The following is a 24,752-nucleotide window of genomic DNA, read 5'->3' as shown; positions in this document are numbered from 1 at the left end:
TTTATAGAATGAATTTTTAGTAATGCTTAGCTCAGAACATATTTGAGAAATACCTTTGCCTCCTAGCAGGTATGCTTCAATTGAGCTCACTTTTCCTTCTATTGAAATCTTTCCTTTTCTGCCCATGAAAAATACTCCCTTTATAGTAGACAGTTATATTATTTTAACTGTCTACTATAAAGGGAGCATATCAATTTGATGTTGTGCAGGCTTCTTTATTTATTAGGAGTGCAAAAGCGGCCGCTGTTAGGTGACCATATTGTTATCGCTATGTAAAACTTTTCCTTTTAATCATAGTAACCGATAGTTTTTAATCTTCATAAGCTATAGTAGATGAGGATAAGGAGGTTGCTTATATGGGTTGTTGTGGTAAAAAGCATGAGTGTCATTGCTGTCCAAAATGTCACCATGAATGTCATCAAGTTTGTCCATCTTGTGGATGTGGATGTGTCTGGGGCTGCAATAAATGTCATAAATGTGGTCATTGCTTTGATAAGTGGCATGAATGCTCAAAATGTCATTGTAGATTTGAATAGAGTTTAAAACGGGGTAGATAAATCGATGATGATTTATCTACCCCATTTTATTTTGATTTTATTAGTAAAAAAACAGTTGTAATAATACATAGGAATCCTATGATATCGATAAACGTAAATTGCGAATTAAGCCAAATTGCTGAAAAAATTGCGGCTGAGACAGGCTCAACGCAAGAAATCATACTTGCTTTTATTGCTCCAATATCGTTTACGCCTTGTAAATAAAGGATAAAAGCAATCACTGTGCCAAAGATGATTATTGCAGCTAATGCAAATGCCGTATATAGGTCAATTGAAAAAGGAAAGGTCCATTCGCCAGAAATAAGATAAAGAAAGATACCTCCAAAGAGTAGACCATAACCCGCTACGATAATACTTCCCCATTTTGCCATAAGATTTATTGGAAGTATTGTATAAAACATGACGCCTAAGGCGGATAAAAGGCCCCAGAGTAATCCTTGCGAGGAAATGACTAAAGCGTTAATATTTCCTTGGGTAGCCAATAGAAAAGTACCTAAAATAGCTAAAAAAATAGAGAGATACTCTTTAGCGGATGGATATCGCAATGTCTTTATACAGGTATAGATCATAATAAACAGCGGGCCAAGATATTGCAAAACAGTTGCAGTGCCTGCATTGAGATAAAAAATGGCTGTCATATAAGTATATTGACAAATTACCAGGCCGAATATGCTAAATAAAAAAAGATGAAAAAGATCGTGTTTATTTAATAAAATTCTTTTTAATTGCTCTCTTTTGTGAATGGCTGAGAAGGCTAATATAATTATACCTCCGATTATCATACGGATAATTGTAATCCACGTAGCATCAAAACCTTTTATAGATAATAGATATTGTCCGCAAGTTCCGGAAAATCCCCACAAGATACCGCCTAGTAAAGTAAATATAATACCACGTAGTTTAGGATTGTTTGAATAGATTTTTAAAAATGAAAGAGAAGACAAAATAACACCACTTTCTGAAAATAAAAATAAGCCTTAATCATACAACAGATTATGCAGGATATATAGTATTATATCTCTTTTAAACTGCATTTTGTCATGATTAGGCTTATTTTTTATGTGAAAATAAATAATTTAATCGTTATTATGGGATGAATCAATCACCTTAAAGGTTAAGCTTAATATGATTGCTACAACAGTTGCTAGTGCCATGCCTTTCATTGTTACGGTGCCGATAGTAAGGCTTGCATTGCTTACGCCAATACCTAAAACTACAGAAGTTAAAATTAAATTACTAGGCTTATTGTAATCGACCTTTGATTCTACTAGCATTCTAATGCCAGAAGCTGCAATGACGCCGAAAAGGAGCAAGGATACTCCGCCCATAACAGGAACGGGAATACTTTGAATTGCAGCTGCGAGTTTTCCAACAAAGGACAAGATAATCGCAAAAACTGCTGCACCGCCGATAACCCAAACACTATAAACTTTTGTAATAGCGAGTACGCCAATATTTTCACCATAAGTAGTATTTGGTGTAGAGCCAAAAAATCCAGAAAGGATAGTAGAAACTCCGTTACCTAATAAAGATTTATCTAAACCAGGTTCTTTAGTTAAATCTTTACCGATGATATTGCCTGTTACAATAAGATGACCGATATGTTCAACGATAACAACAAGTGCTGCTGGTAAAATAATTGCAATTGCACTGAAATTAAATTCAGGCGTATAGATTGTTGGCATAGCGAACCAGGAAGCTGCTTCGACTGGTGCTAAATCAACTAAGCCCAAGAAAAAGGCTAAGATATAACCGCTAATTACTCCGATTAAAATTGGAATAATTGCTAAAAACCCACGGAAGGCAACCGAGCCTAAAATTGTAATGACTAAAGTGAAAATTGAGACAAAAATTGTATTTGTATCAACTTGCTCAGCTGTTAGTCCAGCCATACCAGCGGCTGTCGGCATCAATTCAAGACCGATGACAGCGATAATTGCCCCCATCGCAGCAGGCGGAAATACGATATCAATCCATTTTGTACCGATAGCTTTGATGCTAAGTGCAACTAATGAAAATATTGCGCCTACGACAATAAATCCACCTAATGCCGCTTCGTAGCCGTATTGAGGCAAAACTAAAAATACTGGTGACAAAAATGCAAAACTGGAGCCTAAATATGCAGGAACTCTACCTTTACAAATGAATAAATACAATAGAGTTCCAATTCCATTAAATAATAAAATTGTGGCAGGGTTTACTTTAAAAAGAATCGGGACAAGGACTGTTGCTCCAAACATAGCAAATAAGTGTTGCAAACTTAAAGGAATTGTTTGCAATAATGGTAGCTTTTCATCTACTGAAATTACACGGTTATTCATAAATTCTGCTCCTTTTATTAAAATTTTCAAAAAAAAAATCCCTTACATTACGCAAGAGACCTGAAAGTAACATCATCACAAATATGGTGCACCTTCTTAGTCTCACAGGACTAACTTAAAGGATATCTTTGCAATACAATTTATCATAGTCTATAGAAAATGTCCAGATTTTTTTACAGAAAATTTACTCCATGTAAAAGAGTTGAGTAGAAATTTTCCAAGGTTAGTTGCTTTCTAAAAGATTCTTAGTTGCTAAAATCAACTTTTTGTAATAAAATGTCCATATGTAGGAGGAGTTTGTTTTCTTAAAGAGAATAGTATATAATTGTTAGCGTGATGTTTTTTAGAAGTTTAGGGGGATGGCGATGGCGTTAATTGTAAAAAAATTTGGCGGAAGTTCAGTTGGCAGTGTTGAGAAAATTATAGCAGTGGCCAAAAGAATTATAGAAGAAAAGAATAAGGATGATAAGGTTGTTATGGTTGTATCTGCAATGGGAGATACAACTGATGATTTAATTGCTTTGGCAAAAGGAATTAATAAAGAACCATATCAATATGCAAGAGAAATGGATATGTTACTTACTACGGGAGAACAAGTATCTATATCTTTATTAGCAATGGCATTTAAGAATCTTGGTCATCCTGCAATATCTTTAACTGGTGCGCAAGCTGGAGTAAAGACGAATGCAGTACATACAAAAGGAAAAATTGTTGATATTAATCCTGAGCGCATTTTAGCTGAATTGGATAAAGGTCAGATTGTGGTGGTTGCTGGATTCCAAGGGCTTGATATGAATGGAGATCCAACTACGCTTGGCCGTGGTGGTTCAGATACTTCGGCTGTGGCAATTGCAGGAGCTTTAAGAGCAGATAGTTGCGAAATTTTTACGGATGTGGAGGGTGTATATTCCTCTGATCCGAGGATGGTAAAAAGTGCTCGAAAAATGAAAGAAATCACCTATAATGAAATGCTTGAAATGGCAAGACTTGGTGCAGGGGTTATGCAACCGCGTTCTGTAGAGATGGGAAAATATTTTAATATACCAATACACGTTCGCTCTACTTTTACAAAAAGACCGGGAACGATTATTAGGGAGGAATGTACAATGGAAGATAAAGAGTTTAATATTAGAGGCGTTGCACATGACTGCGATGTAGCAAAAGTTGCGGTATTAGGAGTACCTAATAATCCAGGAATTGCGCATTCGATTTTTGCTGCTTTAGCGGAAGCGAATGTTGATGTCGATATGATTGTACAAAGTATTCGTAACATAGAAAAAAATGTTACGGATATGGTATTTACAGTTGCAATTACTGATTTAGCAGAAGCAAAGAAGATAGTTGATAAAGTTGCTGATCAATTAAATGCAATCGCTGTATTGATTGAAGAAGATGTAGCAAAAGTATCTATTGTTGGTGCAGGTATGTTTGGTAGTCCCGGTATTGCAGCTAGAATGTTTGGTGCGTTATCAACAGCAGGCATTAATATAGAAGTAATCAGCACATCTGAAATTAGCATCTCTTGTTTAATTAAAAACAGCCAAGTGAAAGAAGCTGTAAATGCAATTCATGCAGAATTTTTCCCGGAAAAATAAAACTGTTATTAGGCAAGCTGGATTTTTAAGGCTTGCTTATTTGCTAGGTAGAATTTTTTAAGAATTTTGTATACTTATATTTTGGGCAGGACTTTACTTTATTAAAACGAATATAATTTATTTGGACACTTAGTAGTAAGTTGAAGTACTATTTCTAAGGGGGATAAAAAATGACAAATAGTGTTGCAGCATCTCATGCAAAAGGAAAGTTTGCTACGGATAAGATTTTTGGGGCCAGTGGAGCAGCTGTAAAAGCGACAGCTGAGCATGGTAAAGATAAAGTGGTAAATGCGACAATTGGCGCAATTATGGATGACAATGAAAAATTAGCTTGTATTCCAACTGTAGAAAAAGTTTTACGTGGAATGTCAATTAACGATATGATTGCTTATGCACCAATTTCTGGCTTGCCAGCTTATTTGGATGCAACGATTAACTTAGCTTTTGCTGATCAAAGACCAGATGCCTATTTTAATTCTGTGGCTACGGCTGGTGGTACAGGGGTAATTCATCATACAATTTGGAATTATTCTGAAATTGGGGATAAAGTATTGACTTCTGATTGGTATTGGGGTCCTTATAGCGTGCTTTGTAAAGAAGCATTACGTGAATTGGATACATATCAATTGTTTGATGAACATCAAAATTTCAATATTAAATCATTTGAAACAAAAGTAAATGAACTGCTTTCTAAGCAAAATTCACTCGTTATTATTATTAATACGCCGGCGCATAATCCAACTGGTTTTAGTTTAACGGATGACGATTGGAAAAAGGTGCTGGATGTATGTAAAGTACAAGCGAAAAATCCTGAGAAAAAAATTACTGTTTTAATAGATATTGCTTATATTGATTATGCAGGAGAGAAAAATGAATCACGCAAATTTTTAAAACAATTTAGCAATTTACCTGCAAATATTTTAGGCATTTTAGCATTTAGTATGTCTAAAGGTTATACGATGTATGGGCAGCGTACAGGTGCGATGATTGGTATATCTTCTGATAAAAATGTGATCAAAGAATTTGCAGAAATCAATCAATATACAAGTAGAGCTACTTGGTCAAATATTAATCGTGGTGCAATGACTTTATTAACAACAGTTGATCAAGATAAAACATTACTTGTACAGTTTGAAAAAGAAAGAGATGGTTATTATCAATTAATTCGCGAACGTGCAGATATTTTTATGAGCGAAGCAAAAGCATGTGGATTAAATATGCTACCATATCGTGCTGGTTTCTTTATTTCTATTCCAGCAGCTGATTCTGATGCAGTATGTACAAAACTACATGATGATTTAATTTTCGCTGTACCATTAAAAATGGGCGTTAGGATTGCCGTTTGTGCAGTACCATCAGCCAAAATAAAAGGAATGGCTGAAAAAGTTTTAAATGCAATGAATTTTGTAGAGCAAAAATAAGAATTTTTTTCTAAAAATAGTCCATAATAGATATATATCTATTATGGACTATTTTATTATAAGAAAAAAAATAATTTTGCATTAATTCTACTGTAAGAAAAAAATATAAAAGCATTAATGCTTTTATATTTTTACGGATACAGGCTTTTTTAGTATATTTTTGTCATTGTATAATTTAATAATTGGTGATATAGTAAATCTTGGTCAAATAAATTACATAAATAAGTAACTATTTTGGGGGGCAATGTATGTTTAACTTTAGTTTTAAGCATAAAGATGATGAGTTTTTTGATTTGTTTATAGAAAGTGCAAAGTTCTTTCATGCGGGTGCGTTAAAACTACACACTGTAGTAAGCGATTATAGTCAAGCTGAAAAATTGATGAAAGATATTATTGAGATTGAACATAAAGCTGATGATATTAATGAGAAAATTATTGATAAATTAAATCAGACTTTTATTACTCCAATTGATAGAGAAGATATCTATGCATTAGCAAATAAGCTTGATGACGGCGTGGATTTTTTACAAGGAACCGTACAGCGGATAGTTTTGTATAAAACGGGAGATTCCAGAGAAGGAACGATTGAATTAGCAAAACTTCTAATTCGCAGTACTGAAGAATTGCTTAAAGCTCTAGAATTGTTAAAAGATATTAAGAAAAATCAACATGCTATTTTAGACTGTACGCGAAATATTGAAAATATTGAAAGCGAAGGTGATAGAATTTATCGTAAAGAAGTTGCACACTTGTTTGAGTCTACACTAAATCCAATTGAAGTAATCAAATGGAAAGAGGTTTTAGAGTTTTTAGAGGATACGTTAGATCGCTGTGAGGATACAGCAGACTTACTAAGAGGTGTGGTAATGAAATATGCTTGAGGTATTAATTTTTACAGTAGTAGCGTTAGCATTGCTGTTTGACTATATTAATGGATTTCATGATACCGCAAATGCAATTGCGACATCGGTTTCCACGAGAGCTATTCCACCTAAAGTTGCTATTTTGATGGCTGCAATGTTAAATTTTTTGGGTGCTATGTATAGTACTGGTGTAGCAAAAACAATTGGTGGAGATATTGTAAAGTCGGCATCTCATGTTGATGAAAAAATTATAATTGCAGCATTACTTGGTGCTATTATTTGGAATTTAGTTACATGGTGGCTTGGAATTCCAAGCAGTTCTTCTCATGCATTAGTAGGTGGAATTATTGGTGCAGTTTTGGTCTCGACAGGTGCAATGGGGCTTAATTTTTATGGCATTGGAAAAATTGTTTTATCTCTTGTTGCATCGCCTGTAATTGCAATTATTTCTGGTTGTATTATTATGATGATTTTATATTTAATTTTTGGGCGATTTGCACCATCTACGATCAATAATAAATTTAGAAAAATGCAGATTTTATCTGCTGCGATGATGTCTTTTTCACATGGTTCTAATGACGCGCAAAAAGCAATGGGGATTATTACTCTTGCACTTCTAAGTGGCGGATATATAGAAACTTTAGAAGTTCCTACATGGGTAAAATTGGCGGCCGCTACATCTATGGGATTAGGTACAGCTGCTGGTGGTTGGCGCATTATTAAAACGATGGGAGGAAAAATATTCAAATTGGAGCCAATAAGTGGTTTTGCAGCTGATTTGAATTCATCTATTGTTGTATTTGGAGCGACTTTGCTACATCTTCCAGTAAGCACAACGCATGTAGTTTCTGGTTCTATCATGGGGGTTGGTAGTGCGAAAAGAATTAGTGCAGTGCGTTGGGGGGTTGCGCAACAAATGCTTATGGCTTGGTTATTAACAATTCCATGTACTGCATTGATGGGAGCAGTGATTTATTGTATTGTTCGAGTTATATTTTCCTAGGCTCTTTACATAATCTGGTGTATAATTAAGGTAGTATACATATCATGTATACTACCTTAATTTTTTTCCGTGAGATGTGGAGGTTTTATTATGAACATTAAAGTTGTTACCAAGGTAAAAAATAGGGATATTGAAAAGATATATCGGAGGGGGATATCCTTAAAAGAGATAAGTGATGATTTTAATAATTCTCATTCTAATTTGATTGTAGCAGCTAAAGTAAATAATTTAATAAAAGATTTACAAGCATGCCTTTATGATGATTGCAGTATAGAATTTATCGAGCTAAATACAGAGTTTGGACTAAAAGTATATCAAAGATCAATAACATTTCTTTTGATTGTAGCTATATATGAATTATATCGCAATGTTAAAGTTACAGTGGAGCATTCAATTAGTAAAGGATTATTTTGTGAAGTATATTTAGGTCGAAATTTAACTTCAATTGATATAAAAGAAATAGAAGCAAAGATGAGTGAAATCGTGTTAGAAAAAAGGCCAATTCTAAAAAAAACACTACCAAAAGCTGAAGCGTTAGAGTTGTTTAAAAAATCTGGCCAAGCGGAGAAGGTAAGTCTTATTGAGGATTTAAAACGAGAATTAGTTAGTGTATATTATTGCGGCAATACATATGATTATCTATATGGGCCGATGTTAAGTAATACATCTGAATTAAGTTTGTTTGCGTTAAATCAATATAGATCAGGTTTAATTATAAGAATACCTGAGATTACCAATGTGAAGATAGTTCCTGAATTTTCTCCACAAGAGAAATTGGCAGATATTTTTAATGAGGCGGAAAAATGGGCTAAAATACTTCAATGCGATTATGTTGAAAAATTAAATGCGTATACGAGAAAAGATGAAATATATGATATTGTAAGAATCTCAGAAGCTTTACATGAAAAGAAAATTGCCCAGATTGCAGATTTTATTGTAAGTCATACAAGTCAGGCTAGAATTATATTAATTGCTGGTCCATCGTCATCGGGGAAAACCACTTTTGCGCAGAGACTTAGAGTTCAACTTCGAGTAAATGGGGTAGTACCTATAACCATTTCATTAGATGATTACTTTCATAATCGTATACATACGCCTAAAAATGAAAAAGGAGAATATGATTTTGAATCTTTAGAGGCCTTGGATACAGATCTTTTTAATCAACATTTAGTTGAGCTTTTAAATGGGAAGTCTGTAGAAATTCCATATTATAATTTTGTTACAGGGCAGAGAGAGTATAAGGGAAATATAATTCAAATCAAGCCAGACCAGCCTGTTCTTATTGAAGGAATTCACGGGCTGAATGAGCGTTTAACAAGTAAAATCCCACGTAATAAAAAATTGAAAATTTATATAAGTGCGTTGACTCAATTGGCTATAGATGGTCATAATAGAATTCCAACGACAGATGCTCGTTTAATTCGTCGAATTGTTCGTGATCATAAATTTAGGGGATCAAGTGCAGTGAAAACGCTAAAACAATGGCCGTCTGTACGTAATGGAGAAGAAAAAAATATTTTCCCATTTCAAGAGGAAGCAGATATTATGTTTAATTCAGCGTTGATATATGAGCTGGGGGTTTTGAAAAAACATGCGGAACCATTATTAAGAGAGGTAAAGCAAACGGAAGCTGAATATGCAGAGGCTAGTCGTCTCCTAGATTTTTTAGAGTATTTTGTTAGTATTGAGAACGATGATGAAATTCCGGTAAATTCAATATTAAAAGAATTTATTGGAAAATCATGTTTTTAAATAAATTTTCAAAAGAAAAAAAGACCTTGCACATTTGTGCAAGGTCTTTTTTCTTTTGAATTAACGATTATTTTTAAAGAATTCTAATGCAACTTCAGGGAATAAAGCGTAAGATAAAACATCTTCAATAGAAGCATTAGGATAACCTTTTTCAGCTAATTCAGTTTTTAATTTTTCCATTTGTGGAGGAATATCATCAGCTGGACGGTAATCAATGATTGGGTCATTTCCAATGATTTTTTCACGCACTTCTTCATTTACAGGAAGTGGAGTTCTACCATATTTACCACGAGCTAAATCTTTTACTTCACGAGGTACAATTTTATAACGTTCGCCCATCATTACATTGAATGTAGCCATGGAGCCGACGATTTGGCTGGATGGAGTAACCAATGGAGGATATCCAAGATCAGCACGTACACGAGGCATTTCATCAAGAAGATCTTGATATTTGTCTTCCATACCTTGTTCTTTTAATTGGTTGAATAAGTTGGAAAGCATGCCACCAGGAATTTGGAAATCAAGAACATCTGTATTAACATCAAATGATGTTTTAGCTAATTTAAATGTTTCAGCAAGATCTTTCTTAACTTGTGCAAAATGAAGTACTGCTGGTTTTAATGCATGTCTATCAATGTTTGTATCACGATCAGTGCCTTCAAGTGCTGCAATCATAGTCTCCGTACAAGGTTGAGAAGTGCCAAGAGCGAATGGAGATAATGCACAGTCAATAATATCTACACCAGCTTCAATGGCTTTTAAATAAGTCATTGAACCAAATCCGCTTGTGTAGTGTGTATGCAATTCAAGTGGTAAATCACCAATTTCAGCTTTTAAAGCTTTTACTAAATCATAAGCTACGTAAGGTTTTAGTAAACCAGACATGTCTTTAATGCAGATAGAGTTAACGCCCATTTTTACCAAACCGCGAGCTAATTCTACATAACTTTCTTTTGTATGATAAGGACTGATTGTATACACACATGTCCCTTGTACATGTGCACCAGCTTCTTTACCAGCTTTAATTGCAACTTCAAGATTGCGAATATCATTTAGTGCATCGAAAACGCGGATAACACCAATGCCATGTTCAACCATTTTCTTAACAAATGCTGCAACAACATCATCTGCATAATGGTTATAACCTAAAAGGTTTTGACCTCTTAATAACATGGAAATAGGAGTTTTTAGATGAGCTTTTAAATAATCTAAACGAGCCCATGGATCTTCGTTTAAGAAACGAAGACAAGTATCAAATGTAGCTCCGCCCCAAGCTTCAATTGCGAAATAGCCGGCTTTATCAAGTGTTTCTAACATTGGTTTCATATCGTCTAAACGCATACGAGTTGCAGTTAAAGACTGATGTCCGTCGCGAAGAACAGTTTCTGTAATTTTAACTGGTTTTTTTGCCATTAAGTAAACCCTCCCAATATAATTAAAACATTATAAATTTAAGTTTCAACAGTAAAATAGCTTAAATTTATTTAAGCCATTTTACTGTCGTCTTATCTAACAACTTCATTATAGGTACTTAGAAAGTGTTTGTCAATGCGCCTGGCGAGATATTTGTGATTTTTTGAACAAATTCTGAAAAGTGTAAATTTTACCGAAAAAATCTGAAAATTTTAAGCTATTGAGAGAGGAAAAATTATAAATTTTATTTATCGTTATTGAAATATATTTGAACTTATTACTCGATTGCGACCTTCTTGCTTCGCTTGATAAAGAGCTTTATCGGCAATGGCAATAATCGTATCTGAGGAAGGCGCATTCATTGTAATATTAGGGTCATACGTAGCGATGCCAAAGCTAGCGGTTATATGTTTGGTAAAAATGCCGCCCTGATTAGTGAATTTATAACTTTCAATTTCTTTTCTTAAATGTTCGGCGGTACTAATTGCTTCACTAATGTTTCCTTCAGGCAGGATAATGCTGAATTCTTCACCACCATATCTAGCTGGAAGATCAATGGAACGAACATTATGTTTTAGAATTGCACCAACTTGCTGTAAGAGTTGATCTCCATTAATATGACCAAATGTATCGTTGTATTGCTTAAATTTATCTAGGTCAAGCATAATTAAGCTCAATGGTTTATTCAATGATTCTGCTCGTCGTAATTCTGTTTTTAAAAACATATCAAAATTGCGACGATTTGCTAATTTTGTTAATCCATCGGATAAAGCCATAGATTTTATTTGATTATAAAAATGTGCTTTTTCTAGACCAATAGCAACTTGATTTGCCATCATTTTTATAAAAGAATATTCTTCTTTATGCTTATTTGATTTAAAATTGTACCAGCCGACTAGAATGATTCCTAATAAACGCTTGTTAACAGCCAATGGTAAAATCATAAGATAATTAATTTTAAGTGGTAAGTGTAAAAAAGAATGAATCGGAGGTAGAACTTCATTTAAAGAATTAAAAGGTTGTAATTTGTTAATTAAAAGTTTTAAGGATGGAAATGGATTTAAATCAATCTCTGTTAATTTATTTGTGATATTAATATTACTAATTGGAGTAAAAGTATACTCTACATCTGTAGATAAACAGCCGATTCCTATATCTGCGTTTAGTGCATTTAATACATGATGTGTACATTCGTCAACTATGGTATTTGTGTCAAACGTAAAGGACGTGGAATACGTGATCGCAGATAAGTATTTCTCGTTTAAAAGTTTTTGTTTTGTATCTTCATATAACTTTGCAGCGTTAATTGCTGCTCCAGCATGATGGGCGAGTACGGAAAGAAAGTCAGCAGCATTTTCGTTAAATCCATTGATGCTTCTAGAATAGACTTCAATTGTGCCAATAATATTTCCAGTATGAATAATAGGGGCTGCGATGATTGAACGAACTTTAGAAAATAAAAGTTTTGGTGTAAATAGGTCTGGACAGTTTCTAGTATCATTAATATAAATTGTTTTATACTCATGAATGGCCCTCTGGCTGAGACTGGTATTTATGGGGAAGGCAATAGGAGGCACATTAATCCCATAAGTTGCAGCGATGCTTAACTGATTTTCCTTAGTATCATATATAGCCACAATACTTTGATTTGCGCGTAACATATCGGCAACCATATCTGCAATTGTATTCAATGTGTCAGATAAATTGAGCTGTGAATTCAAAATTGCGCCAATTTTTGCTAAAGAAGTTTCTAGTAAGTCGCTTTGATGTTCACTTTCTTCAAAACTATGCAGATATGCTCTTTTCATAGAAAAAATTTTTTGTAAAATGATAAAAAGAAATATCGTTATTGAAATTTGAGTAATTATCATAATATTATAAAAGTAAAAATAAAACGTATCTGTTAGAGTGGTATTAATATAGATACTTACACCTAATTGAATTATATTTAATGCTAAAGTAGTTGTTAGTATGTTTTTATATAAATGAGAATAAGTAATATTTTTAACAAGCATAATTGAAGCTGATAGAATAAATAATAGGCTAAGAAAATTTAAAAAATTGTAATAAAGCAACATATCTACACCTTCTTTATAAATTACTTCTATATTATATAGTATGAAATGATAGATGATCGGTGCAGTATAAGTTAACATAAAAAATAGTTAAAAGAGAGGATACCATTGCTTATTCGCAATGGTATCCTCTCTTTTTAGTCTATAGAATCTATAGCTGCTTATTATCTAAAGTAGGTGCTGGAATTGTCATTGCTAAAGGTACGGCAACAACTAATGGTAATACAGTTAACAATAAAGAAGTTGGAAGACCTATATAGTCAGCAAGTGTTGCAGTAATTGCAGTTCCAATACCTCCTAAACCAAAAGAAAGACCCAACATCATTCCCGAGGCCATGCCAGCATTGTTGGGTAATAACTTTTGTGCCCAAACTAATGAAGACGGAGCTGAACATTGCAATCCGGCACCGCATAAAACGATAGCAATCCATGTTAACATGGTGATTTCTGAACTTGATAAAAATATGTAAGTAGGGAGAATTCCTAATGCTAAAGAAGTTACAATCACTTTTTTTATGCCAAACTTATCGCTTGCATATCCACCAATTAATCCACCTAATGCGGCTCCGACTAAAAAAATAGTTAGAACTACACCAGAAAAAGTATTACTATATCCTTGAGATGCAAGTAGTACTGGCAAAAATGTTGTGACTGCAACGTGTGTCCAAGCACGTAATCCCATAACAAGATTAAGTTTAATTAAATTAGTATTCTTATGAAACTTGGGAATATGACGATTTACTAATACATTTATTTCAGAGCTAGAACATTGTTTATATAATTTTGAGTGATAATAAGCTATTGTTAAAATAAAGCTTGGAATTATTAATAGGGGAAGCGAGTCAAGCCCATAGTGAGCGGTAAAATATACTAAAATGATAGGGGCTAAGGCAAATCCAAGATTCCCCCCAGCTACAAATATCGAAAGTGAAATTCCTATTTTATTACTAGCGCTTACTTTGCTAACTAAGCTAGACCCCAATGGATGAAAAAAAGAAACAGCAACACCGCTTAAAGCGACTAAAATAAATAACATGATTTTTGTGTCAACTATTCCGGTATAACAAATGAATATTGCGCCGGCTGGAATTGTTGCAAGAATTAGCCAATTTAAGTTTGAACGGTCCATCCAATATCCAAAAAAAGGTTGTAAAACATTTGAAGTAAAAGATAAAACCATAATTAAAAGCCCACTCATCGTCAAAGATAAGCCAAGTTTTGGGATAACAATTGGGAGCAGGACTGGAAGAAAATTTGCATAAAAATCACTAAAAAAATGTCCCATTGTTAATAAAAGAACAGAATACCAGCTATGTGATCCTTTATTTAAGCTATTCATGTTAATGTAGCTTTCTTGGTGGAGTATCTACAAATTCAATATTATCGAGATGATGTTTTACATGCATTTTAAAGTGATCAATGTAGATTCTTCTTAGTTTTGTTTGCTCGACTAATTCTTCTTCAGTAATTGTATTTGCCTTTTTCTTTTTTGCTAACTCATTGATTCGTTGAATTAATTCAGGTGTAATCAAATTAAAACTCCTTATTATTTACATTCTTGATGAGCCTTTTCTCGATAGGCTCTTTGTAGTTTCTGCGTGATTTTTCCAGGTTTACCATCGCCAATTATTTTACCCCCTAGCGAAATAACTGGCATTACCTCTAAACTAGTACTTGTGATAAAAGCTTCATCAGCTTTTTGAGCAAATTCTGGTGAAAAAGCTTTTTCTAGAATAGTTAAGTTTAGTGAAGGAATAATATCCTCTAATAATATGGTACGTGTAATACCTTTTAAAATTAGATTGTTAATTGGATGTGTCCAAATTACCTCATCTTTTACAATGAAGAAGTTACTGCTAGATCCTTCAGTAATTAAATTTTTATCTTCGCGATACATTACGGCTTCAAAACATTTTGCGTCATGAGCGGCTTGTTTTGCTAAAACATTGCCAAGTAAATTTAATGATTTGATATCACAACGCAACCATCTTTGATCTGGGGTAAGAAAGCATTTAACGCCCACAGCTTGTAGTTCAGTTTTTGTTTGCATTGGACGAATAAACATTGAAAGATGAGGAATTACGTTTTTAGGGAAGCCGTGCTCACGAGGTGCTGTACCTCTAGTAATTTGAAAATAAATAAATCCATTAGTTATTCCACTTGCTTGAATTAAACTATAGTGAATTTCCTCTAGCTCTTCATATGTATAAACAATAGGAATTTTTAGCTCTCTTAATGAGTGAACACAACGATCAAGGTGTCGTTTCAGTTGAAAGCATTTCCCATTATAGATTCTAGTTGCTTCATAAATCCCATCGCCAAATTGATGTCCGCGGTCCTCCATAGCAACAATTTTTTCATCTAGTTCAACTATTCTTCCATCAAAAAATCCTAACGGACGCATAATGTGAAACCTCCTAATTAAATATAATGTATTAACAAAAATATATTATACGTCATATTTAATTTACTATAAAGGGAAAAATACAATAAAGATGAAAATAAACTTTATGCAAACAATTTATTTGAAATTTTATGAAGGAATTGCAGAGAATATCTTTTTACTATGATTCTATCGTCATTTATGATAATATAAAGTAAAATTTCTTTTTATTGCATCATAAGTCATTTCGTTGTATAGTAATGTTTGTTATTTTTTTTGCGGAGGCATAGATATGCGACGTTATATACCACTGTTATGGTTAACTTTTTTTATCTTAGCGGTTGTATTTACTAGTAATATTTATTTAGCAGGATATGCTGATAAGAGTACTAAAGACTATGCAAATAGTATTACTGTATATACAAGTATTCCAATAGAAACTGCTGCTTTATTAGCAGCAGAATATGAGAAGAATACGAAAGTCAAAGTGAACTTTATTCCTTTGTCAGGAAATGAAATTGTAGATAAAGTATCAGCGGAAGTAAAGGAGCCACAAGCGGATGCTGTACTAACGAATAAAGAGGTATTAAATAAGATAAAATTATCTTCAAATGCTTTACAATCTTACGCATCAGAAAATACTGATATTATATCGCAAAAGTTTAGAGCCTCAGATGGTATGTGGGTCGGAGTTTGGTACGATCCAATTGTTTTTTGCACGAATAAAGATTATTTATCTCATGCCTTGCATTTGCCTACAGGGTGGGAAGCCTTGGTTAAAGATGACCATATTAGAATTGGCATTACAGATTTTATGGCAGCGGATGATGCAGCGAATTTGTATTATAGTATGAGTGCTGATTTTGGTGAGTCGGCAGCAATGAATCTTTTTAGATCATTGCATCCAAAGATTATTCAGTATTCTAAATTTTTAGTTACGCCAGTTAGAATGGCAGGTATGGGGGAAGTTGATGTAGCAATTGCAGTTCAAAGTGAAGCAATGAAATATGTCAAGGATGGATTTCCTATTCAAATTATTTATCCAGAAGAAGGATCTTCTTATAGCTTGACTGGCTTTGGTATTTTGTCAGGGACAAAACATAAGGCGGAAACCGTTCAATTTATGCATTGGCTAGTTAGCGATGATGCACAAATGTGCTTGCAAGCGAATAAATTCTTTTTTATGCCTACGAATCAAGAAAGCTTGGCGTATAAGTCGTTTTCAGGTAAAAATTTAATATTGTTAAAAAATGATGTGAATTATACTAAAAAAGAAAAAGAGACATTATTGGATAATTGGGTGAAAAATGTGCGGTTTGGATAAAGCACAGCATATCTACTCATATATTTCAATAGTGTAAAATGCTTATATTTGGATAAAATATGGAGGTAACACATGCAAAAAGTTGGTTTTATTAGCCTTGGTTGCGTGAAAAACTTAGTTGATACAGAAATAATGCTAGGTGCATTGAAAGATCGAGGATTTGAGTTAACAGCGGATCCACAGAATGCAGATGTACTTATAGTAAACACGTGTGCATTTATAGAAACAGCAAAGAATGAATCTATTACTGCAATTTTAAATATGGCAGATTACAAAAAGATTGGGAAATGTAAATCTTTAATCATAGCGGGATGCTTAGGGCAAAGATATCAGCAAGATTTGTTAGATGAGATTCCAGAAGCTGATGCAATTGTTGGGACAGGCGCATGGCATCGTATTGATGAAGCTGTAGCTGAGACTTTAAAAGGAAAACGCGTTTTACTCATTGGAGAGACTGATACAATATACGATGAAAAAATGACAAGAATAACGACGACACCGGAATATAGTGCATATATAAAAGTTGCGGAAGGATGTAATAATCGTTGTTCCTATTGTGTTATTCCGTTAGTTCGAGGTAATTATCGTAGTAGAACTATTGAATCTATTGTTGCGGAAGCAAAAAGCCTTACGGATAAAGGTGTAAAAGAAATTAATTTAATTGCACAGGATACAACAAATTATGGACATGATTTATATGGTAAATCGCGTTTAACTGATTTATTAAAAGAATTAGTTAAGATTGAGAAACTGCAATGGATTAGAATTTTGTATTGTTATCCCAAATATTTCACTGATGAACTAATTGAACTGATGGCAGCTGAACCTAAAATATGTAAATATGTTGATTTACCACTTCAACATGCAGATAATACTGTTTTAAAAGCAATGGCGCGCTATGATACGCGGGAAAGTATAGAAGCTTTATTAAAGAAAATTCGTAACAAAATTCCGAATGTTACAATTAGAACTTCATTTATTGTTGGATTCCCAGGGGAGACAGAAGAACAATACCTAGCGTTGAAAAGTTTTGTAGAAGAACAGCGCTTTGATAAGGTTGGTGTGTTTACTTATTCGAGAGAAGAGGATACTCCTGCATATGAGATGGATGATCAGATTGATGATGTCGTAAAGCAGGAACGATATCATGATTTAATGTCTTTACAATGTAAGATTTCTGAAGAATTAAATCAAGAAATGGAAGGTAAAGAAATAGAGGTTTTAATCGAAGGACGGGATACAGAGCAGGAAACTGTCGCTTATGGAAGGTCCTATCGAGAAGCTCCTGAAGTTGATGGACAAGTCTATGTTGAGTGTGATTCAGATAGTAAACCTGGAGATATGATAAAAGCAAAAATAGTTCAAGGTTTTACTTATGATATATTAGCAGAGAAAATAACTGAATAATAAGCAATTTGTTTACCGATTTTTCAACGTAATGTGTTAAAGAATGTGTGATTACTATATATTAATACATGAAAATAGCGGGGCGTTAAATACCTGCTATTTTTTATTTGCAAATGTAAATACTAAACATACACGGAGATGGAAGCGCAGAAGCTTATGAAAAGTAGAAAGGAGATTGAAACGGTGGTTGTAGAAATTGTTACAACAGGAACAGAACTATTACTGGGGCAAATTGTAAATTTAAACGCTGCATATTTAGCAGAAGAATTAAATAAATTGGGCTTTGATGTGCTATATCAAACAACGGTTGGAGATAATCGAGATCGTATGAAGCAAGCATTGACCATTGCTTTAGACAGAGCTGATATTGTCATTACATCAGGTGGATTAGGACCAACGCAGGGAGATATAACGAAGGAAGTAAGTGCATCTTTGTTTGATAAAGAGTTGAGCTTACATCAAGCAAGTTTAGATAATATTAAGGAAATTTGTGCTTTCCGCGGATATCCAATGGCTCAGAATAACATAAAACAAGCAATGATACCTGATGGTGCAATAGTATTGGACAATGCTTGTGGCACTGCACCTGGTATCATCTTAGAGAATAATGGAAAAGTGATTATTAATTTGCCAGGGCCCCCATTTGAAATGAAAGACATGTTTCAAAAGAAAGTGATACCATATTTAACTGGAAAATATGGTATGGATTCTATTATTTTATCTAGGGTGCTAAATACGGTTGGTATTGGAGAGTCTACATTAGAAGAAAGTATAGAAGATTTAATATTAGCACAATCAAATCCAACATTAGCATTGTTAGCTAGACCAGGAGAAGTAATCGTTAGAATTACCGCAAAAGCGAGTACAAAAAAAGAAGCCGAACAAATGATTGAAGTTTTAGAATCTGAAATTCGAAATCGAATTGGCGAATATATTTTTGGTACAGATGATATAGGTATTGAAGAAGTCGTAGGAAATCTATTAAAAAAGAAACACCTTACAATTGCTTGTGCTGAATCATGCACTGGTGGGCTATTAACGAGCCGAATAACAGATGTTCCGGGTAGCTCTGAATATTTATATGGATCCGTTGTAAGCTATGATAATGAAGTTAAGATTTCAGAGTTGAAGGTTCCTGCTAGTATTTTGGGCTCAGTTGGGGCCGTTAGTGAGGAAACAGCCAAAGCGATGGCAGAAGGAATCAGAAGTAAATTTAATACAGACATTGGTATTGGAATTACTGGAATTGCAGGGCCAGATGGTGGTAGCAATGAAAAACCTGTCGGCTTGGTTTATATTGCAATAACAGGACACTCCGGAACAAAATGTTATAAAAATCAATTTAAAGGAAAAAGAACAGCGGTTAAATATCGTGCGACACAAACTGCATTAGATATAATAAGGCGCTATGTTAAAGAAACGTAATTTTAGGAGGATTTAATTTGAAAAAAGATATAACTACATTTGGTGAAATTGTTTTAAGTAAAAAGGTATTAGCGGCAATTAGTGATATGGGTTTTGAAGAACCATCCCCAATTCAAAGCCAAACGATTCCGCTAGTTTTAGAGGGGCATGACGTCATTGGTCAAGCGCAGACAGGTACGGGGAAAACTGCAGCTTTCGGGATTCCAACGATTGAACGTATCATTGATGGGAATCGTCATATTCAAGCTTTAGTGCTTACGCCAACACGCGAACTTGCTATTCAAATATCAGAAGAATTCACTAAGATTGGAAAATATAAAAAAGTAAAAACTTTACCGATTTATGGTGGACAATCTATTGATCGACAGATTCGTGCTTTAAAATACGGAGTTCAGATTGTTATTGGAACACCGGGAAGATTATTAGATCATATTCGACGTAATACAATAAAATTGAATGCTGTAAAAACATTGATTTTAGATGAAGCCGATGAAATGTTAGATATGGGATTCGTTGATGATATTGAATCGATTTTAGAGCAGTTATCATCAACAGAACGTCAGACTTTACTTTTTTCCGCAACAATGCCAGCTCCAATTGCAAAATTAGCAGAAAAATATATGACAAATCCAAAGAAAGTAACAATTAGCCGGGAAAATTTAACTGTACCTTTGATTGACCAAATTTATTATGAAACAAGAGAAAAACTAGAAGGTTTATGTCGTGTTCTTGATGTAGAAGAAACAGGAAAAATCATTATTTTCTGTCGAACTAAAAAAGGCGTAGATGATTTAGTGGCATCATTACAGGCACGTGGCTATATGTCTGATGGATTGCATGGTGATTTAAGCCAATCTCAACGTGATCGTGTAATGAAAAAGTTTAGAGATGGAAAATTAGAAATTCTTGTTGCTACCGATGTTGCGGCACGTGGAATTGATATTGATGATATTACACATGTTGTTAACTATGACATCCCGCAAGATCATGAATCTTATGTACATCGTATTGGACGTACAGGACGTGCCGGGAAAAAAGGTGTTGCAATTACTTTTATTGAACCGAGAGAATATCGTCAATTAAAATTAATTGAACGTTTAGCAAAGACAAAACTTGTTCGTAAGCAATTACCTTCTTCGGCAGATATTTTAGAACGTCAACGTGAAATTATTAAAACACGTTTACTTAAAACACTGGAAAATAATAATTTTGCTGATTATCATACAATCGTGTCCGATTTAACTGTAGATTATGATTTAATTGATGTTGCAGCCGCAGCACTTAAATTATCTGTTGAAGGGTTTAAAGAAAAAGAGGAAGAGCCAATTTCAAAAATTGAGAATACAGGTGGCGCACCTGGAATGGTACGATTATTTATGAATATCGGGCGTAGTCAAAAAATTCGTCCGGAAGATATCGTACGCGCATTTGCCTCAGAAGCGGATATTCCCGGAAATATTATTGGGGTAATTAATATTTATGACCGATTTACTTTCGTTGAAGTGCCAGAAGATGTGGCTGAGCGTGTTTTATCAGTAATGCATAAAAATACGGTGAAAGGTTATAAAATTAATGTAGAACCAGCAAAAAGTAGATAAGGTAGATTTGCAAATGATAAAAAAGACATTGTATGTTACAATGTCTTTTTGTTTTAAGAAAGGTAATAAATTTATTTTTGTCGAATAAGATGCAAAGTTACTGTATTGACTTTGCGAACAAATGTTTGTAAAATAATAAAAAAGATATTTAAGGGAGCGGAATTTAATGGATAAATTAAAAGCACTTGAAAATGCGATGAAACAAATAGAAAAAGATTTTGGTAAAGGTTCTATTATGAAATTAGGTGAAGCTTCAAAAAATATGAACATTGAAGTAATACCTACGGGAACATTGCCTTTGGATGTAGCATTAGGTGTTGGTGGAGTTCCAAGAGGGAGAATTATCGAGGTCTATGGACCTGAATCATCAGGTAAGACGACAATAGCTTTACATATTATTGCTGAGGCGCAAAAATTGGGCGGAATTGCAGCGTTTATTGATGCAGAACATGCATTGGACCCTGTATATGCAAAAAAATTGGGTGTAGATATAGAGAATTTGTTGATATCTCAGCCAGATAATGGAGAGCAGGCATTAGAAATTGCAGATGCATTGGTTCGGAGTGGTGCGATTGATGTCGTTGTGGTTGACTCTGTTGCAGCATTAGTTCCAAAAGCTGAAATTGAGGGAGAAATGGGAGATTCGCATGTGGGGTTACAAGCTCGTTTGATGTCACAAGCAATGCGCAAATTAACAGGTGTTATTAGTAAGTCAAGAACTACAGCGGTTTTTATTAATCAGATTCGTGAAAAAGTTGGTGTTATGTTTGGTAGTCCTGAAACGACTACTGGTGGCAGAGCTTTAAAATTTTATGCTACAATTCGCTTAGATGTGAGGAAGATAGACACATTAAAACAAGGAAATGAAATTGTAGGAAACAGAACACGAATTAAAGTTGTAAAAAATAAAATTGCACCGCCATTTAAGCAGGCTGAATTTGATATTATGTATGGACAAGGCGTTTCTCATGAAGGTTGTATTGTTGATATAGGTACGGATATGGATATTATCGAAAAGAGCGGTGCTTGGTATTCGTATGCTGGCACTAGACTCGGACAAGGAAGAGAGAATGTAAAAGAATTTTTACGTGGAAATAAAAATATTTGTGCTGAAATTGAAAGTAAAATAAGAGAAAAATTGATTGTTACTGACTCAGGGGCAGAAGTGGTAGCTGAGAAAGCGGTAATAAATGAGGAGCAGGATGAATAATACAGCATTGAAGATTGCGGTTAACATGTTAGCAAAGCGCGATTATTCAATAGTCGAGTTATCAAATAAATTGTTGCAAAAATCATATACAAGTGATGAAATAAATAAGGCCATTATAGTGCTAAAACAAAAAGGGTATTTAGATGATGCATCTCTATGTGAGAAATTGTTTTTTAAATATTATCAGACACATAAATATAGTGCAAATTACATTGCTAAAAAGCTTTTGGCACAAGGATTCGATGAAAATGACATCTTAAATAATATAGATAAAGTTGAGTTGTCAGACGAAGTTGATATCGCTAAAAGTATTTTAAGAAAAAAATATTCAAATTTCATCGAATATGACAAAGAAATTTTAGTGAAATTTTTATTGAATAAAGGATTTTCACACCAGACAATAGAAAATATACTATGAAGTTAATACAGTATCTTAATAATGGAAAATTTTAAACATAGGGTAAGGCCATATTTTGATTTTCTAAGTAAGATTTTCATAGCTTGACACTGCTATGAAAAACCTTTAAAATTATTATGTGTGTTGTGATTTAATGCTTAAAAAGGCAAAGTCGATTACTACAATTGTAGTATGTAGACAAATGTTTTAAAAGTAGAGTCGAGGCTCTACTTTTATCTGTATTAACGAATATAACAAGGAGGTGTGAGGATTATTGTAGTTGAAATTGTATTGTCCGTTGTGCTTGCGGTAGTGGTTGGTGCAGGTGCAGGTTATTGGACAAGGAAAAAAACTGCGGAGTCACAGATTGGCTCGGCAGAAGAAGCCGCAAAAAAAATTATTGTTGATGCTGAACGGGTTGGCGAAGCCAAAAAGAAGGAAGCATTACTTGAAGCAAAAGAAGATATTCATAAATTGCGTTTGGAATTAGATAGAGATACAAAAGAACGTCGTGTAGAATTACAGCGCTTAGAACGTCGTCTGATGCAGAAAGAAGAAAATCTTGACCGTAAAATTGATTCTCTAGAAAAAAAAGAGGACATCATCAATAAAAAAGAAGTTGAACTGGACAAGAGTCAAGAAGAAATTCATGAAATTCATGAAAAACAGATGGCTGAATTAGAACGTATTTCTAGTTTAACCTCTGAAGAAGCTAGAACGATGCTTTTAGCGAATGCTGAAGAAGAAATCAAACATGAAACGGCAATGATGATAAAAGATTTAGAACAGCAGGCGAAAGAAGAAGCTGATAAAAGAGCGCGTAATATTATTTCTTTAGCTATTCAACGTTGTGCTGCTGATCATGTTGCTGAGACAACAGTTTCTGTTGTTGCTCTTCCTAATGATGAAATGAAGGGAAGAATTATTGGACGAGAAGGTCGTAATATTCGGACGTTAGAAACACTTACGGGGATTGATTTAATTATTGATGATACACCAGAAGCTGTTATACTATCTGGATTTGACCCTGTGCGGCGCGAAGTCGCAAGAATCGCTTTAGAAAAGTTGATTACTGATGGAAGAATTCATCCGGCGCGTATTGAAGAAATGGTTGAAAAAGCGCAAAAAGAAGTTGAACAACGCATTAAGGAAGCTGGAGAACAGGCAACTTTTGAAACAGGTGTTCATGGATTACATCCAGAGATAGTGAAACTTTTAGGGAGATTGAAATACAGAACAAGTTATGGACAAAATGTATTGAATCATTCTATAGAAGTATCTCATTTAGCTGGAGTTATGGCAGCTGAATTGGGTGTAGATGTTATGCTCGCGAAACGTGCTGGACTATTGCATGATTTAGGAAAAGCTGTAGATCATGAAGTTGAAGGACCACATGTTACGATTGGTGCTGATTTAGCTAAAAAATATCGTGAATCTGCAGAAGTTATTAATGCAATTGCTGCACATCATGGTGATGAAGAAGCAAAAACAGTACAAGCTGTTTTAGTTGCTGCTGCCGATGCGGTATCTGCGGCACGCCCAGGTGCTAGACGCGAAAGCTTAGAAAGCTATTTAAAACGTTTAACTAGATTGGAAGAAATTGCAGAATCTTTTGATGGTGTTGATCGATCTTTTGCAATACAAGCTGGACGAGAAATTCGTATTATGGTAAAACCGGATAAGATTGATGATATTACATCAGTTGGATTAGCGCGTGATATAGTTAAGAAAATTGAAAGTGAATTAGAATATCCGGGACAAATTCGTGTAACTGTTATTCGGGAAACTAGAGCAGTTGATTATGCGAAATAATATTGCTTACAATCTTATATAGTTATCGTTTTTTAATAAGATAACTGTTGTAATTATGCAAATTAACGACCTTGCTATTATGTGGCGAGGTCGTTTTGTAATAAAGGGATTTAGTGAATTTTAGCGAATACGACGATATAGAATTTGATGTATATGCTAATTTATTATGGAGAAGCTAATTTATTGAATGGTGTGA

General features: G+C 34.0%; 20 protein-coding genes. 13 read left to right on the top strand and 7 right to left on the bottom strand.

Features of this window, described 5'->3' with window-relative positions:
- The first annotated feature begins 348 nt into the window (after window positions 1–348).
- Window positions 349–543 carry a hypothetical protein gene (locus ACWZFG_RS06965; RefSeq protein WP_177505858.1) on the top strand — a complete coding sequence of 65 codons (195 nt, stop codon included), beginning with the start codon at window positions 349–351 and terminating at the stop codon, window positions 541–543.
- A 40-nt stretch (window positions 544–583) separates the two neighbouring features.
- Here ACWZFG_RS06965 and ACWZFG_RS06960 read toward each other — a convergent pair whose 3' ends face one another.
- Both ACWZFG_RS06960 and uraA read right to left on the bottom strand, forming a co-directional pair.
- The gene (locus ACWZFG_RS06960; protein WP_455577288.1) at window positions 584–1,501 is read right to left on the bottom strand and encodes a DMT family transporter; all 918 of its coding nucleotides are present in this window, start codon (window positions 1,499–1,501) and stop codon (window positions 584–586) included.
- Window positions 1,502–1,633: 132 nt separating this feature from the next.
- Window positions 1,634–2,878 (bottom strand): uracil permease, encoded by a 1,245-nt coding sequence (uraA, locus tag ACWZFG_RS06955; RefSeq protein ID WP_177505857.1) that lies wholly within the window; start codon window positions 2,876–2,878, stop codon window positions 1,634–1,636.
- Window positions 2,879–3,243: 365 nt separating this feature from the next.
- Between uraA and ACWZFG_RS06950 the strand changes: the two genes are divergently transcribed.
- The 5 genes from ACWZFG_RS06950 (at window position 3,244) to ACWZFG_RS06930 (ending at window position 9,512) form a co-directional block, all read left to right on the top strand.
- A complete protein-coding gene (locus tag ACWZFG_RS06950) occupies window positions 3,244–4,473 on the top strand; it encodes an aspartate kinase (RefSeq protein ID WP_177505856.1) in 1,230 nt (409 codons plus the stop codon).
- 170 nt (window positions 4,474–4,643) lie between these two features.
- Window positions 4,644–5,894 carry an aminotransferase class I/II-fold pyridoxal phosphate-dependent enzyme gene (locus ACWZFG_RS06945; protein ID WP_455577287.1) on the top strand — a complete coding sequence of 417 codons (1,251 nt, stop codon included), beginning with the start codon at window positions 4,644–4,646 and terminating at the stop codon, window positions 5,892–5,894.
- 248 nt (window positions 5,895–6,142) lie between these two features.
- Window positions 6,143–6,775, top strand: a complete 633-nt coding sequence (locus ACWZFG_RS06940) for a DUF47 domain-containing protein (protein ID WP_147669152.1) — start codon at window positions 6,143–6,145, stop codon at window positions 6,773–6,775.
- Complete coding sequence (locus tag ACWZFG_RS06935; RefSeq protein ID WP_147669149.1) at window positions 6,768–7,760, top strand: inorganic phosphate transporter; 993 nt, start codon at window positions 6,768–6,770, stop codon at window positions 7,758–7,760. Before ACWZFG_RS06940 ends, ACWZFG_RS06935 begins: the two co-directional genes overlap by 8 nt.
- 90 nt (window positions 7,761–7,850) lie before the next feature.
- Entirely contained in the window at window positions 7,851–9,512 is a 1,662-nt protein-coding gene (locus tag ACWZFG_RS06930; RefSeq protein ID WP_177505853.1) for a nucleoside kinase, read from the top strand.
- 60 nt (window positions 9,513–9,572) lie between these two features.
- On the opposite strand, the gene ACWZFG_RS06925 is transcribed toward ACWZFG_RS06930, so the two are convergent.
- The 5 genes from ACWZFG_RS06925 to dat form a co-directional block, all read right to left on the bottom strand.
- Window positions 9,573–10,925, bottom strand: coding sequence for a pyruvate carboxylase subunit B (locus ACWZFG_RS06925; RefSeq protein WP_177505852.1), 1,353 nt, complete (start codon window positions 10,923–10,925; stop codon window positions 9,573–9,575).
- A 254-nt stretch (window positions 10,926–11,179) separates the two neighbouring features.
- Window positions 11,180–12,733, bottom strand: coding sequence for a diguanylate cyclase (locus ACWZFG_RS06920; protein WP_455577286.1), 1,554 nt, complete (start codon window positions 12,731–12,733; stop codon window positions 11,180–11,182).
- A 418-nt stretch (window positions 12,734–13,151) separates the two neighbouring features.
- A complete protein-coding gene (locus ACWZFG_RS06915; RefSeq protein WP_177505850.1) occupies window positions 13,152–14,339 on the bottom strand; it encodes an MFS transporter in 1,188 nt (395 codons plus the stop codon).
- A gap of 1 nt (window position 14,340) precedes the next feature.
- Window positions 14,341–14,532, bottom strand: coding sequence for a DUF896 domain-containing protein (locus ACWZFG_RS06910; protein WP_177505849.1), 192 nt, complete (start codon window positions 14,530–14,532; stop codon window positions 14,341–14,343).
- A 14-nt stretch (window positions 14,533–14,546) separates the two neighbouring features.
- Window positions 14,547–15,404, bottom strand: coding sequence for a D-amino-acid transaminase (gene dat, locus ACWZFG_RS06905; RefSeq protein WP_177505848.1), 858 nt, complete (start codon window positions 15,402–15,404; stop codon window positions 14,547–14,549).
- 271 nt (window positions 15,405–15,675) lie between these two features.
- Between dat and ACWZFG_RS06900 the strand changes: the two genes are divergently transcribed.
- The 7 genes from ACWZFG_RS06900 to rny all read left to right on the top strand — a co-directional run bounded on the left by ACWZFG_RS06900 (window position 15,676) and on the right by rny (window position 24,556).
- Window positions 15,676–16,707 (top strand): extracellular solute-binding protein, encoded by a 1,032-nt coding sequence (locus ACWZFG_RS06900; protein WP_177505847.1) that lies wholly within the window; start codon window positions 15,676–15,678, stop codon window positions 16,705–16,707.
- A gap of 72 nt (window positions 16,708–16,779) precedes the next feature.
- Window positions 16,780–18,114 carry a 30S ribosomal protein S12 methylthiotransferase RimO gene (gene rimO / locus ACWZFG_RS06895; RefSeq protein WP_177505846.1) on the top strand — a complete coding sequence of 445 codons (1,335 nt, stop codon included), beginning with the start codon at window positions 16,780–16,782 and terminating at the stop codon, window positions 18,112–18,114.
- Between the two features lie 156 nt (window positions 18,115–18,270).
- A complete protein-coding gene (locus tag ACWZFG_RS06890; protein WP_455577285.1) occupies window positions 18,271–19,539 on the top strand; it encodes a competence/damage-inducible protein A in 1,269 nt (422 codons plus the stop codon).
- Between the two features lie 17 nt (window positions 19,540–19,556).
- On the top strand, window positions 19,557–21,137 hold the full coding sequence (locus ACWZFG_RS06885) for a DEAD/DEAH box helicase (RefSeq protein ID WP_177505845.1): 1,581 nt from the start codon (window positions 19,557–19,559) through the stop codon (window positions 21,135–21,137).
- A gap of 166 nt (window positions 21,138–21,303) precedes the next feature.
- A complete protein-coding gene (gene recA / locus ACWZFG_RS06880; protein WP_177503924.1) occupies window positions 21,304–22,347 on the top strand; it encodes a recombinase RecA in 1,044 nt (347 codons plus the stop codon).
- The gene (locus ACWZFG_RS06875) at window positions 22,340–22,765 is read left to right on the top strand and encodes a regulatory protein RecX (RefSeq protein WP_177503922.1); all 426 of its coding nucleotides are present in this window, start codon (window positions 22,340–22,342) and stop codon (window positions 22,763–22,765) included. Before recA ends, ACWZFG_RS06875 begins: the two co-directional genes overlap by 8 nt.
- A 243-nt stretch (window positions 22,766–23,008) precedes the next feature.
- The gene (gene rny, locus ACWZFG_RS06870; RefSeq protein ID WP_309320210.1) at window positions 23,009–24,556 is read left to right on the top strand and encodes a ribonuclease Y; all 1,548 of its coding nucleotides are present in this window, start codon (window positions 23,009–23,011) and stop codon (window positions 24,554–24,556) included.
- Window positions 24,557–24,752 lie beyond the last annotated feature (196 nt).

The organism is Anaerosinus sp. (genome assembly GCF_965318445.1).
The sequence above is the reverse complement of the archived record's forward strand: the minus strand, read 5'-3'. Positions and strand labels throughout refer to the sequence as shown.